The sequence below is a fragment of the Arthrobacter globiformis genome (genome assembly GCF_030817195.1).
Lineage (GTDB): Bacteria > Actinomycetota > Actinomycetes > Actinomycetales > Micrococcaceae > Arthrobacter > Arthrobacter globiformis_D.
In genome coordinates this window covers 3870038-3883509 of the sequence record NZ_JAUSYZ010000001.1, presented here as the reverse complement: position 1 = coordinate 3883509, position 13472 = coordinate 3870038, and the positions used below count along the sequence as shown (strand labels likewise).

Below are 13472 nucleotides of genomic sequence, written 5' to 3'. Positions count from 1 at the left end.
CATGGGTGCATCGCTGAGCCTCTCGCAGGCCCGGCGGATCGCACTGGCAGCCCAGGGACTGGACAAAGGACGGCCCGCCGGCCCCGTGACCTCACGGGCGGTGGGCCGGACCTTTGCCCGGATCCAACTCGTCCAGATCGACTCCGTCAACGTTTTGGCCCGGAGTCACTTCCTCCCGTTCTTTTCCAGGCTCGGCGACTACGACCGCTCCATCCTCCAGCAGATGGCAGGCAGGCACCCGCGGCGAATGCTGGAGTACTGGGCCCACGAAGCCAGCTACATCCGCCCGGAACACTTCCTGGACCTGGTGGTGTGGCAGAACCGCAAGTGGGTCGGGGCGGCAGGCATGGACCCCGGGCTGCGCTCCGGCGTAACCGGCAGGGTCCTTGATGCGCTCGCCGACGGCAGGCCCATGACTGCCGCCGAACTCACCGCCAGGCTCGGGCACGTTGAAGACCGCCAGCACGTGAACTGGGGCTGGAACTGGAATGCCGTCAAACGGGTTCTGGAGCACCTGTTTGAAGAGGGAGTCGTTTCGTCGGCGTCAAGGACGGACCAGTTCGAACGGCAGTATGCCCTGACCCGCCAGGTTTTGCCCGGGCATGACCTCGACGCGGTACCGGATCCCTCGGCCGCCATGGACCGGCTCATCGATGCTGCGGCGCAGGCCCACGGGATCGGGACCGTGCGGTGTTTCGCCGACTACTTCAGGACTCCGGTAAAGGCAGCCGCGGACTCGGTTCAGCGCCTGGTTGATGCCGGACGCCTGGAACCGGTGACAGTGGCAGGTTGGGACCGGTTGGTGTACCGCCACGCCCAGGCGCGGCTGCCGCGTCAGGCTGCTGGCAGGGCGCTGCTCAGTCCATTCGATTCGCTGGTGTTTGAACGGCGCAGGCTTGAAGAGCTCTTCGGATTTCATTACCGCATCGAGATTTACACCCCGGTGGCCAAGCGGCGCTTTGGCTATTACGTGCTTCCGTTCCTGCTCCGCGACCGCATTGTGGCCCGGGTAGACCTTAAGTCAGACCGCGCCGCGGGCCTGTTGCTTGCCAAGGCGTGTTTCGGCGAGCCGGACGCTCCGGCGGACACCGCCGTCGAACTCGCCGCTGAGCTGCAGCTGATGGCACGTTGGCTGGGACTGGACGGCGTAGCCGTCTCGCCGGTGGGAGATCTTGCTCCCGCGGTCGCGGCCGCCGTCCACGGCTATCCGCTGTGAGGGAACAGGGCAACGTGCCAAGCGTCTCTCCCGTAGACTAAATCACGCCAGAATTCGGCAGCATGAGACTGGGAGCAACTTCACGTGGCATCACTAATCGAAAAAATTCTCCGCACAGGTGACAAAAAACTCCTGAGGCAACTGCGGAACTATGCTGATTCCATTAACGCTCTTGAAGACTCGTTCCAAACCTTTACGGATGCGGAACTGCGCGAAGAAACAGACCGGCTCCGTGCGCGCCACCAGGATGGCGAGAAGCTCGACGACCTTCTGCCGGAAGCCTTTGCCGCCGTGCGCGAGGCGTCCTCGCGCACGCTCGGCATGCGGCACTTCGATGTTCAGCTCATGGGTGGTGCCGCCCTGCACATGGGCAACATCGCCGAAATGAAGACTGGTGAAGGCAAGACTCTGGTGGCCACTGCTCCGGCCTACCTCAATGCCCTCACCGGAAAAGGCGTGCACGTTGTCACCGTGAACGACTACCTGGCCGAGTACCAGTCTGAGCTTATGGGCCGCGTCTACCGCTTCCTGGGGCTCACCAGCGGCTGCATCCTCGCCAACCAGGACCCGGCTGTCCGCCGCGAGCAGTATTCTGCCGACATCACCTACGGCACCAACAACGAATTCGGCTTCGACTACCTCCGCGACAACATGGCGTGGGACAAGTCAGAACTGGTCCAGCGCGGCCACAACTTTGCGATCGTCGATGAAGTCGACTCGATCCTCATCGACGAGGCCCGAACGCCGCTGATCATTTCCGGTCCGGCCCAGGGTGACACGAACCGCTGGTATAGCGAGTTCGCCAAGGTTGTCCTGCGCCTGCAGCCGGAGAAGGACTACGAAGTCGACGAGAAGAAGCGCACCGTCGGCGTCCTCGAAAGCGGAATCGAGAAGGTCGAGGACTACCTCGGCATCCAGAACCTCTACGAATCCGCCAACACGCCCCTGATCGGCTTCCTCAACAACGCCATCAAGGCCAAGGAGCTGTTCAAGCGGGACAAGGACTACGTCATCCTCGACGGCGAAGTCCTCATCGTTGACGAGCACACCGGCCGTATTCTGGCTGGCCGCCGCTACAACGAAGGCATGCACCAGGCGATCGAAGCCAAAGAGGGCGTCGAGATCAAGGCTGAAAACCAGACCCTTGCCACGGTGACGCTGCAGAACTACTTCCGCATGTACGACAAGCTCTCCGGCATGACAGGCACGGCCGAGACCGAAGCCGCCGAATTCATGAGCACGTACAAGCTCGGGGTAGTGGCCATCCCCACGAACCGCGACATGCAGCGGATCGACCAGTCCGACCTGGTGTACAAGAACGAGGTTGTGAAGTTCGAGGCCGTGGTCCGGGACATCGCCGAACGCCACGCGGACGGCCAGCCGGTCCTGGTGGGCACCACGAGCGTCGAAAAGAGCGAGTACCTCTCGCGCCTGCTGGCGAAGGAGGGCATCCGGCACGAGGTTCTCAACGCCAAAAACCACGCCCGTGAAGCTGCCATCGTGGCCCAGGCCGGACGCAAGGGGGCGGTGACTGTCGCCACGAACATGGCTGGCCGCGGCACGGACATCATGCTGGGCGGTAACGCCGAGTTCACCGCCATCGCCGAACTCGCACAGCGGGGACTTGACCCGGAGGAAAACTCGGAGGAGTACGAGGCAGCCTGGGCCGGGGCGCTGGAGGCTGCGAAGAAAGCCGTCAAGGACGAGCACGAGGAAGTGCTGGGCTTGGGCGGACTGTATGTGCTGGGAACTGAGCGCCACGAATCCCGCCGCATCGACAACCAGCTCCGCGGCCGCTCAGGCCGCCAGGGCGACCCCGGCGAATCCCGCTTCTACCTTTCGCTGACCGACGACCTCATGCGCCTGTTCAATTCGGGTGCTGCGGAGCGGCTGATGAACAGCTCCGTACCCGACGACGTGGCGCTGGAATCCAAGCTGGTCTCGCGCGCCATTGCCTCGGCCCAGGGGCAGGTCGAGGGCCGGAACGCCGAGCAGCGCAAGAACGTTCTGAAATACGACGACGTCCTCAACCGCCAGCGCGAAGCCATCTACGGCGACCGCCGCCGGATCCTCGAAGGCGACGACCTTCACGAAAAGGTGCAGTTCTTCCTGGAAGACACCATCAACGCACTGATCGACGAAGCGACCGCCGAAGGCAACGGCGACGACTGGGACTTCGAGCAGCTCTGGACCAACCTCAAGACGCTCTACCCCGTCACCGTGACGCCGCACGATGTCATTGACGAGGCCGGCGGCAAGTCGCGCATCACCGTGGAGTTCCTGAGGGAAGAAATCCTGTCGGATGCCAAGCTGGTGTATCAGGCACGCGAGGAGGCGATCGGCTCCGAGAGCATGCGTGAACTCGAGCGGCGTGTTGTGCTCTCCGTCATCGGGCGGAAGTGGCAGGAGCACCTGTACGAGATGGACTATCTCAAGGAGGGCATCGGCCTGCGTGCGATGGCCCAGCGTGATCCGCTGGTGGAGTACCAACGTGAAGGTTTCACGATGTTCCAGTCCATGATGGAAGCCATCCGGGAGGAGAGCGTCGGCTTCCTCTTCAACCTCGAAGTGGAAGTCACCCCGGCCGAGGACGTCGTGGTTGCCGATGCCGCCGGAGGCCATACCGAACACCACGAGCCGCAGATCCGTGCCGCCGGTCTTGAAGCCCCGGAGAAGCCCGCCCAGCTCCAGTACACCGCACCACGGGAAGACGGCGGAGCCGAGACCCGGATCGAAGGCCGCGCTGCAGGCCGTTCGGGCAACCCCGCCAAGGCCGCTTCGCAGGAGCGGCGTGACGGGAAGAAGAAAAAGCGCTAGCCAGCGGATATGACAGGAAAGGACCGGAGCCCGTGCTCCGGTCCTTTCCTGCATTCGCGTCAGCCAATCTCCAGGGCGGTCACGCGCCAGACATTCTTGCTGCGTTCCAGCCGGACGGCTACTGCCCGGACCCGCAGTTCATCAATCACCACCGCGCTGGCCTCGTAAACGTCAGGTGTCACCGCGCAGGCGCGGACCGAGCGGACTGACGCGTTGCGGTGGAGCAGCCCCATCTTCCGTGGAGCCCGGGCAGCCACCCGCCGGGTGAGGGCTGCCCTGTGCTGGAGCACGGTGAGGCAGCGCTGGTCCAGCCGCCGCGCCAGCTGGTGGATGGGCCTCGTTCCAGCCAGGACTTCAACGGCTGCCTGGACTGTGGCCCTGGTGATGGCGCATATTTCGCGCGCCTCGTCTCCGGGTGCCGTCGCAGTGCGGGCCGGCGCCGCCGGGAGTGGCTCAGGAACAGCGCTTCCTGCACGCCGTAGTGGAGTTACTGCAGTCATGATCGGTCCTTCGGTATTGGCTGGCTTGGGAAGGCCGCGAGACGGGCGGCCGCGGGGTTCGGTGGCGCGGGAGGAAAGCACGTCGCCGCCGCTTATGGCGGCGGTGGGCTGAGGAGCTGGCCCGGGCGAAGGACGTTGGGATCGGCTCCGATAACAGCCCGGTTGGCCTGATACCAAAGCGGCCAGCGGGCTGCTATTTCCACCTCGGAAGCACTGGGCCCCAGTTCGCGTGCGGCGATGGTCCACAGCGAGTCACCGGCCCGGACGGGCAGCTCGCGGCGGGCGCCGGCCGGCTCAGCCGTTGCCCTGGCTGGCAACGAGGTGACGAGGCCGGGTTCCACAACCGGGACGCGCGGCTTCCACTGAGGTTGCAGTTCGCTGCCCATCGCGGCGGATCCTTCGCTGACGCCGGAGTCCTCGGAATGGCCGGCGGGCAGGTCCGGCCGCTTGTCAGCCAGGGGCGCCCAAGCCGCGGACAGGGACGATCCGTCGCTTGAGGAAAGGGCAGCAGCGGGCAAGGCATCCGCATGGGCGAGCGGTGCGCCGAGAAGCTGCACGCCCACCGCGGCCATCGCCAGCCTGCGCATGAAAACAGGGGTGAACCGCCCCGTGGCGCGGGCGGCGGAATTGTGCCCGGTCCGTTCCAGGAGTGCTGACGCAAAGGCCAGAGCCAGGGACAGCAGCCACCAGGCGATGACGGTCAGTCCGGCAGCGAGGGCCAGCAGGCCAAGCAGGTCGTCGAAGAGCAAAGCCTGCTGGCGCGCAGCGGACCGCCTCCAATGATCGACGACCCCGGCCCCGGTGAATGCCAGAAAAACTCCGAGCCCGAGAATGACAACCGCCAGGGCGGCTTCTGCCCTCACCGGGCGCTGAACCTCATCCGCCATGACTTTCCCCCAACCAGTCCATTTGATGCAGTTTGATCCACTTTGATGTGTTTAGTGCCGATGGAGACAGTTTGCAGCAAGTGTGTTGATGCTGTCTACGGAGATAGGAAAGTTTGTGGATTAATTGACCGCCCTCGTGTGCGCGCCTACGCTGTCGCCATGCGATGGAATGCTCTCTTTCAGGATCTTGAGCTGCAGCTTGCCGAGGCCGCGGTCCTGGGCCTGGAGTCCGAGATTGCCGAGCGCTCCCGGGCAGACACGGCCGCCATCGCGCTCGACGACAGGCTGCGCGGATCCTTGGGCTGCCACGTTGGCATCCATCTGAGTTCGGGGCCTGTCTTTGCCGGCACGCTCAGTCATGCGGGGTCCGAAAGTCTGGTCCTTGACGACGCGGCACACCAGGTGCTGATTCCGTATGCCGCCGTCGGCCACTACACCGGACTCGGCCGGTTCGCGGTGGGCGAGGCATCCCCGGTGCGCCAGAAACTCGGCCTTGCCAGCGCGCTGCGGGGCCTGGCGCGGGACAGGGCCGAACTCACCGTCCTGCTGGCAGGCCGGTCAGCGGACGTTCAGCTCTCGGGCGTGATGGACAGGGTGGGGCGGGACTTCTTCGACCTCGCCATGACACTGCCCGGCGAAGCGCGCAGGGCCGGCCGGGTTGCCGAGGTGGCGACGGTCCCGTTTCAGGCGCTGGCTGCGCTCCGCTCAAGGCGCAGCGGGGAACTCTGACGGGAGGCGTCAGGAATCCACGGTCCGGCCCGGAAGCCGCCCGTGCTCAAACGGACTTGGACTTGGCCTCTTGAATCATGCGGCTTGCCTCGGCGTAACGCTCTTCGATGTACTGCTCAAGCATCTTCTCCTCGACACGCCACTGGCCGCGGCCACCCACCTGGATTGCCTTCAGTTCGCCGCTGCGGACCAGGGCGTACGCCGCCGGCGCATTGATCTGAAGCTGCTCGGCTACATCTGCAAGCGTAAGGAATCGGGGCATAGCCCAATTGTGCCACCGTTGGGCGCGAGTGATGCCGTTATCCACAGTTTGATGTTGTTTGCCTGAACACCCTTCCGATTGAGCAGGCATGCCGTAACAATGATCATGACCGGCGCGCGATGGAAGCGCCCAGGCGCCAAGGGGGAGCAGTACGCATGAGTGCAAGCACGGCGGCCACCGGAGCCCGGCTGAAGAAGCCTTCCTGGAAGGACCCGAGGCTTCTGGTGGGTGTGCTCCTGGTCTTCGCCTCCGTGGTGGGAGTCGTTGCCCTTGTCGGCAGCGCGGACCGCACCACAGAGGTATTTGCCGCCCGTGAGCCAATTGCCGTCGGCCAGAAACTGAGTCCTGAAAACATCAGCCGGGTCAAGGTGCGCCTGGGCGACGTCGAAGCGCACTATGTGACGGCGGAGTCAGGTATCCCCGAAGGCCAGGTGGCCGTCCAGCGGATCGCCAAGGACCAGTTGGTTCCCCGTGAAAGCCTGGGCAGTGTCGACGCCCTGGACCGAAAGCCCGTGGCCGTCACGGTTCAGGAGGCCTTGCCTGAGCAGGCGGTGGCAGGCACACGGGTCGACGTCTGGGTTTCCATGCCCGACGCCCGCAACGGATTTGCCGAGCCCAAGCTGCTGCTCCCGGGCGCGGAAATCGCGGAGGTCTCACAAGGATCCACCGCCCTGGGCGCTTCGAAATCCACGGTTCTGATGGTCCTGGTGGGGGACGGGCAGATGGCCTCGCTCCTTGGTGCGCAGGCTAACGAGGCCAAAATCTCCGTGGTGTGGAATCCCGGCGGGGCCGCCAAGTGAGCATCCCGGTTGTCACTGTCGGCGAGTCGCAGGAAGACCTGGTTGGCGGACTGGAGCGGTTGCACGGTCCCGTCACCGTAGTCCGGCGCTGCGCGGAGCTCGCAGAACTGCTGGCCGCCTGCCAGAGCGGGCTGGCCCGGGCGGCCGTTGTTGCGGAGGGAACTGCGGACCTGACTGCCTCGCTGGTGGACAGGCTCGCCGCCGTGGGCGTAGTCATCATTGCACTGACCGACAGCCCCGAGGAGCGGTTGAGGCTTCGCGGCATCGGAGTCAGTGCGGCGCCCTCGACCGTTGAGTCCACAGCACTGGCGGAGAGTATTGCCGATGCCGTCAGCAGGCATGCGGGCTCGGGTCCGGCAGGACTGAACCCCGGCGCCGGACCCGGTTACAGCACGGGTTTCGCGGATGCCGGCGCGGCCCTGCGCCCGGAGGCTGTCGACGCCGCACCGGAACCGGCAGTTGTCGGAACCGGCACGCTCCTTGCGGTGTGGGGGCCGTCCGGCGCGCCCGGCAGAACCCTGGTTGCCGTCAACATCGCAGGGGAGCTGGCTGCGCAGGGCAAGTCTGTCCTGCTGGTCGACGCCGACAGCTATGGGGCCAGCGTTGCCGGAGTCCTGGGGCTCCTCGACGAAGCGGCGGGTCTGGCACAGGCTTGCCGGCTGGCCGACCAGGGACTCCTGGACCGGGAGGCACTGCTCCGGGTCGCCGTACCGGTTACTGCCACGGCAGGAACCTTCCGGGTTCTGACCGGCATCACCCGGGCCGACCGCTGGACCGAGCTGCGCGCGGCCGCGCTGGCGCTTGTTTTGGACCGGGCGCGGGAAATGGCGGACGTCATCGTGGTCGACGCCGGCTTTTGCCTTGAGGCCGACGAGGAGCTGAGCTTCGACACCATGGCGCCGCGGCGCAACGCCGCAACTCTCAGGAGCCTTGAGCTGGCCGATACCGTGATCGCCGTTGGCTCGGCGGATCCCATTGGTGTTCCCCGCCTTGTCAGGGGGCTGGCGGAACTCGAAGGCTCACTGCCGGGGGTCAGCCCCGAGGTGGTGCTCAACAAGGTGCGGGCCTCGGCTGTGGGCCGTTCGCCGGAACGCCAACTCCGCGAGGCGTGGGACCGGTTCGGCCCGCCGGCGGGCATCAAGGCCTTCCTCCCGTGGGACCCGGGCGCAACAGACGCGGCGCTGCTGACCGGGTCGTTATTGCTGGAATCGGCCCCGGAATCCCGGCTCCGGTCGGCGATCGCCGAGTTGGTTTGTGCACCTGCCCAGCAAAAACGTAGATCCTCTGTGTTCTCATCCACAGCAAGGCGCAGGCTGACGGACTAGGCTCACGGTGAGGGCTGCAAGGAAGCAGCCGCAAACTGTGTGATGGAGGCGTGTGTCGATGTCGTCTGGGTCCAGCGTGGAGGATCAGTCCCGTTCAATCGGAGCCGAGGAAGGCTTCTTTGCGGACTACTACGAGCATCTGGCGGAGGAGGACGCACGCGCTTACCCGCACGAGCTGCTGAAGGCCCGGGCCGAGACCCACCGCGCAGTGGGTTTCGAGCGCCGGCCGGGCAGCGCCAACATCTCCATCGTTCCTGAGGGCGACCGCAGCGTTGTCTATATCGTCACCGACGATATGCCTTTCTTGGTGGATTCAGTCAATGCCGAACTGGTCCGGCAGAATTCGGCCATCCACCTCGTGCAGCACCCCATGTTCGTGGTCACACGCAACCGCGAAACCAACGAACTCGTCAAGGTGGACAGGGTCCCGTCCAGCATCGGCATTTCCAGCGGCGACACCGCGGCGCTGCCCGTCCTGTCCCACCTCATTGCCCAGGGCGACAACGCGTCCCACATGGAGTCCTGGATTGCCGTCGAGATTGGCCGGGCCACTGATGAAGCCGCTGAGCAGCTGCAGCAAGGGCTGGAGCGGGTCCTTGGAGATGTCAGGGCCGCAGTCGAAGACTGGCCGAAAATGCGCAACAAGGCACTGCAGATCGCCCAGGACCTGGATAACGTAGCGCATCCGACCCAGATCGCAGAGCTGCGCCAGGCCCAGGATTTGCTTCGCTGGCTGGACGAAGGCAACTTCACGTTCCTCGGCTACCGGGAATATGACCTGGTCAACGAAGAGGGTGAGGATGTCCTGGAGTTGCGCGAGGACAGTGGCCTGGGTCTGCTGCGGGCGCACCACGATACCCATCAGGTGCAGCATCTCACTGACGCGGGCAGGCGGAAAGCCCGTGAAAAGCGTGCTCTGGTCATCACCAAGGCAAATTCCCGCTCAACGGTGCACCGGCCGGCATACCTGGACTACATCGGCGTGAAAAGCTTTGATGCTGCCGGCAACGTCAACGGTGAACAGCGTTTCATTGGACTGTTTGCCACCAGCGCCTACACCGATTCCGTGCGCAATATTCCGATTGTCCGGGAAAAGGTAGAGGCCGTGCTGCGCGGCGCCGGTTTTCCGCCGGATTCCCACTCCGGGAAGGACCTGCTGGGCATCCTGGAAACGTACCCCCGTGACGAGCTGTTCCAGATCGAAATTCCCGACCTCGCCGCAACGGCAACGGGAATCCAGCGGCTGCAGGAACGGCGCCGGACCCGGCTCTTCCTCCGGCCGGATATTTACGGACGGTTCATGTCCGCCGTCGTCTACCTCCCTCGCGACCGGTACACCACCAACGTCAGGCTGAGGATCGAGCAGGAACTCCGCGAGACGTTCCACGCCGAGTCCATTGACTATGAGGCGAGGATGACGGAATCGGCGCTCGCCCGCCTGTTCTTCCGGATCCGCCTGCCCAAGGGCGCGGATGTCAGCCACGTCAACACCGATGCGTTGGAAAAGCGGCTCGTCCGTGCCGCCCGGTCCTGGAGTGAAGGGATCGCCGAGGTACTCCGAGAGCGGAGCGCCGACGACGGGGCCAATGAACTGGCGGCCATTTGGGCCGAGGCCTTCCCGGCGAGCTACCGCGTCGACTATGAAATCGAGGATGCCCTCGAGGACATCGCCCGGTTTGAACAGTACGGGGCCGAAGCCGAACGCGTGCTTGGCGCCCGGCAGGAACGGCCGGGAGTCCATGTCTATCTTCCCGAAGGCGCCGGCGCCACCCTTGAGGAGGACGCCAGGGTCAAGCTGTACATGCTGGAGCCGAAGAGCCTAAGTCAGATCCTTCCCTACTTCCATAATCTGGGGCTGGAGGTGCTGGACGAGCGGCCGTTCGAGATCGAGACCGCCGACCGCCGGGACTTCTTCCTTTACGACCTCGGACTGAAGTACCCCGCCGGGGTGGACCCGGTGTCCACGGGCCGGCTGCTGGCGGATTCCTTCGGTGCGGCCGTTTCCGGTGCCGTCGAATCCGACAGTTTTGACCGGCTGGTGCTTCGCGAGGGCATGACGTGGCGACAGGTCATTGTGCTGCGGGCCTACGCGAAGTACATGCGGCAAATGGGAAACACCAACTCGTTTGAGTTCATGGCCGATACGCTGCTGGCCAATCCGGAGGTCACCCATGGACTCATTGAGCTGTTCGAGGCACGCTTCGACCCCAGCCTGACCGAGGCCGATCGGGCGCAGACGCAGGCGGCCGTCCGCGCCCGGCTGGCGGCATCGATCGAAAACGTCGCCACCCTGGACGCCGACCGCGTGGTGCGGACGTTCACGAACCTGATCGAGTCAACGCTGCGCACCAACTACTACCAGGACAAGCCGCACCTGAGCTTCAAGCTCGACCCCTCAGCCATCGAAGGACTGCCCTTCCCGCGGCCCATGTTCGAGATCTGGGTCTACTCTCCCCGGGTCGAGGGCGTTCACCTGCGCTTCGGCAAGGTGGCCCGCGGCGGGCTCCGCTGGTCGGACCGGCGGGAAGACTTCCGCACGGAGATCCTGGGTCTGGTCAAGGCGCAGACGGTTAAGAACGCCGTGATCGTTCCAACGGGCGCCAAGGGCGGGTTCTTCGCCAAGCGGCTGCCCGATCCCGCCAAGGACAGGTCGGCCTGGATGGCGGAGGGCGTCGAAAGCTACAAGACGTTTATCCGCGGACTGCTGGACATCACGGACAACCTCGTTACGGGAGCCGACGGCGAACGGCTCGTCCCGCCGTCGGACGTTGTACGGCACGACGGCGACGACTCCTACCTGGTGGTCGCGGCGGACAAGGGCACGGCATCCTTCTCTGACATAGCGAACGGATTGGCCGCGGACTACGGATTTTGGCTGGGCGACGCCTTCGCCTCCGGCGGTTCCGTGGGATACGACCACAAGGCCATGGGCATCACCGCCCGGGGTGCCTGGGAGTCGGTCAAGCGGCACTTCAGCGAGCTGGACCTGGACACCCAGTCCGAGCCCTTCACCGTGGTCGGCGTCGGCGACATGTCCGGGGACGTCTTCGGCAACGGAATGCTCCTGTCCAAGCACATCCGGCTGCTCGCGGCGTTCGACCACCGGCACATTTTCCTCGATCCGAATCCGGACGAGGCAACCTCCTACACGGAGCGGCAGCGGCTGTTTGAGCTGCCACGGTCGTCCTGGGATGACTACGACAAGAGCCTGATCAGTGAAGGCGGCGGGATCTACCCGAGGCAGGCCAAGTCCATCCCCGTCTCGGTCCAGGTCCGGTCCGCGTTGGGCCTGCCCGAGGACACGACGCAGCTCAGCCCGCCCGAACTGCTGCGCGCCATCCTGCTCGCACCCGCCGACCTGCTTTACAACGGCGGCATCGGAACCTACGTGAAGGCCAGTTCCGAGACGCACGCCATGGTAGGCGACAAGTCCAACGATGCCATCCGCGTGGACGGCCGCGACCTTCGCGTTAAGGTAGTGGGGGAGGGCGGAAACCTCGGCATGACACAACGGGGCCGTATCGAGGCGGCGCTGCAGGGGGTCATCCTGAACACGGATGCCATCGACAACTCCGCCGGCGTCGACTGCTCCGACCACGAGGTCAACATCAAAATCTTCGTGGACCGGATGGTGGCCGCCGGCAAGTTCGACGCCGCCGAGCGCTCGGACTTCCTTGCGGCAATGACCGACGAAGTGGGGCGGCTGGTCCTGGAAGACAACATCGACCAGAACATCCTGCTCCTGAACGACCGCCAGAAGGTCGCCGAATGGAGCCCGAGCTACGAGCGGCTGATGGACTGGCTGGAGAAGACGGCGGACCTGAACCGGGACCTGGAGGCACTGCCCTCCACCGCTGTCCTGCGCGAACGGCTGGAACAGGGGCAGGGCCTCACGTCACCCGAACTGTCCGTGCTGGCGGCCTACGCCAAGATTGAACTGGCGACGGCCCTGCGCGACAGCGACCTGGCCGACGACCCCTGGTTCCGCAGGACGCTCAGGCAGTATTTCCCGGTGCAGCTCCGGGAGAAATTCGACGCCGAACTGGACACCCATCCGCTGCGCCGGGAAATCATCGCGACGGTCGTCGCTAACGACATGATCAACCTGGGCGGCATCACCTTTGCCTTCCGGACCATGGAGGAGACCTCTGCGAGCGAGGTGGCCGTGGCCAAGGCGTTCGTGGCGCTGCGGGAGATCTACGAACTCGACGTCATGGTGTCCGAGCTCAACGACCTGCCTGCGTCATTCCCCACTGAGCACTGGAGCACAGTCCACCTGGATATCCGGCGGCTGCTGGACCGCTCGGTGCGCTGGGTCCTGGCCCAGGGCAGCGCGTCGCGGCCCATCGCCGACATCGTCGCCGAGTTCCAGCCCCCGATGGAACCCATGCGGGCCCGGCTGCTGGACTACCTGCGCGGTGACGACCGCGAGCGGGTTGCCTCCTGGCTTGAGAAGGCGCGGTCGTGGGGCCTGCCCGAGGACCTGGGCCACCGGTGGGCCGAGCTGTTCGAGAGCTTTGTGCTGCTGGACATCGCGAAAATCGCGCACAGCCGCAAGGAACCGGTGGAGGACATCGCCCACGTCTACTACACGGTGTTCAACCGGTTCCACGTGGACTCCCTCCTGGAGCGGATCAGTTCCCTGCCGCGGAGGGACCGCTGGCAGGCCCTGGCCCGTGCCGCGCTGCGCGATGACCTCTACTCCACCGTCTCAGACATGACGACGGCGGTCCTGGACTCGACCGAGGAGGGGTCGCCGGCGGAGGACAGGCTCAAGGCCTGGGAACAGCTGAATGCGGAACATTTGGGCCGCGCGAAGAGCATGTTCGATGAGGTCAACGCCCTCGAAGCGGACGACATGGCCTCGCTCTCGGTAGCATTGAGGCTCTTGAGGTCAATCGTCCGACGGTAGGACACCGGTTCCGCCGTCGAAAAA

The 13472-nt window shown here is 65.1% G+C and carries 9 protein-coding genes; 6 read left to right on the top strand and 3 right to left on the bottom strand.

Features of this window, described 5'->3' with window-relative positions:
- Position 1 precedes the first annotated feature (1 nt).
- Entirely contained in the window at positions 2-1216 is a 1215-nt protein-coding gene (locus tag QF036_RS17665) for a winged helix-turn-helix domain-containing protein (RefSeq protein WP_307103948.1), read from the top strand.
- Positions 1217-1300: 84 nt separating this feature from the next.
- Positions 1301-4033 (top strand): preprotein translocase subunit SecA, encoded by a 2733-nt coding sequence (gene secA, locus QF036_RS17660; protein ID WP_307103946.1) that lies wholly within the window; start codon positions 1301-1303, stop codon positions 4031-4033.
- Positions 4034-4092: 59 nt separating this feature from the next.
- On the opposite strand, the gene QF036_RS17655 is transcribed toward secA, so the two are convergent.
- Both QF036_RS17655 and QF036_RS17650 read right to left on the bottom strand, forming a co-directional pair.
- On the bottom strand, positions 4093-4533 hold the full coding sequence (locus tag QF036_RS17655; RefSeq protein ID WP_307103944.1) for an Rv3235 family protein: 441 nt from the start codon (positions 4531-4533) through the stop codon (positions 4093-4095).
- A 92-nt stretch (positions 4534-4625) separates the two neighbouring features.
- Complete coding sequence (locus QF036_RS17650) at positions 4626-5420, bottom strand: LysM peptidoglycan-binding domain-containing protein (protein ID WP_307103942.1); 795 nt, start codon at positions 5418-5420, stop codon at positions 4626-4628.
- Positions 5421-5579: 159 nt separating this feature from the next.
- Here QF036_RS17650 and QF036_RS17645 point away from each other — a divergent pair, with 159 nt between their 5' ends.
- Complete coding sequence (locus QF036_RS17645) at positions 5580-6149, top strand: hypothetical protein (protein WP_307103940.1); 570 nt, start codon at positions 5580-5582, stop codon at positions 6147-6149.
- Positions 6150-6195: 46 nt separating this feature from the next.
- On the opposite strand, the gene QF036_RS17640 is transcribed toward QF036_RS17645, so the two are convergent.
- Positions 6196-6411: a helix-turn-helix domain-containing protein gene (locus QF036_RS17640; RefSeq protein ID WP_043419585.1), complete on the bottom strand. Its 216-nt coding sequence runs from the start codon at positions 6409-6411 to the stop codon at positions 6196-6198.
- 155 nt (positions 6412-6566) lie between these two features.
- Here QF036_RS17640 and QF036_RS17635 point away from each other — a divergent pair, with 155 nt between their 5' ends.
- From QF036_RS17635 to QF036_RS17625, 3 genes are read left to right on the top strand one after another with little or no spacing between them, the layout of a single operon-like run.
- Positions 6567-7211, top strand: a complete 645-nt coding sequence (locus QF036_RS17635) for an SAF domain-containing protein (protein WP_307103939.1) — start codon at positions 6567-6569, stop codon at positions 7209-7211.
- Complete coding sequence (locus QF036_RS17630) at positions 7208-8536, top strand: AAA family ATPase (protein ID WP_307103937.1); 1329 nt, start codon at positions 7208-7210, stop codon at positions 8534-8536. Before QF036_RS17635 ends, QF036_RS17630 begins: the two co-directional genes overlap by 4 nt.
- A gap of 58 nt (positions 8537-8594) precedes the next feature.
- Positions 8595-13448 (top strand): NAD-glutamate dehydrogenase, encoded by a 4854-nt coding sequence (locus tag QF036_RS17625; protein ID WP_307103935.1) that lies wholly within the window; start codon positions 8595-8597, stop codon positions 13446-13448.
- Positions 13449-13472 lie beyond the last annotated feature (24 nt).

What these genes read in the sequence shown, in the direction of transcription:
- QF036_RS17665 (WP_307103948.1), top strand. Translation starts at nt 2, where the DNA reads ATGGGTGCATCGCTGAGCCTCTCGCAGGCCCGGCGGATCGCACTGGCA.
- QF036_RS17635 (WP_307103939.1), top strand. Translation starts at nt 6,567, where the DNA reads ATGAGTGCAAGCACGGCGGCCACCGGAGCCCGGCTGAAGAAGCCTTCC.
- QF036_RS17640 (WP_043419585.1), bottom strand. Translation starts at nt 6,411, where the DNA reads ATGCCCCGATTCCTTACGCTTGCAGATGTAGCCGAGCAGCTTCAGATC.
- QF036_RS17655 (WP_307103944.1), bottom strand. Translation starts at nt 4,533, where the DNA reads ATGACTGCAGTAACTCCACTACGGCGTGCAGGAAGCGCTGTTCCTGAG.
- QF036_RS17625 (WP_307103935.1), top strand. Translation starts at nt 8,595, where the DNA reads ATGTCGTCTGGGTCCAGCGTGGAGGATCAGTCCCGTTCAATCGGAGCC.
- QF036_RS17645 (WP_307103940.1), top strand. Translation starts at nt 5,580, where the DNA reads ATGCGATGGAATGCTCTCTTTCAGGATCTTGAGCTGCAGCTTGCCGAG.
- QF036_RS17650 (WP_307103942.1), bottom strand. Translation starts at nt 5,420, where the DNA reads ATGGCGGATGAGGTTCAGCGCCCGGTGAGGGCAGAAGCCGCCCTGGCG.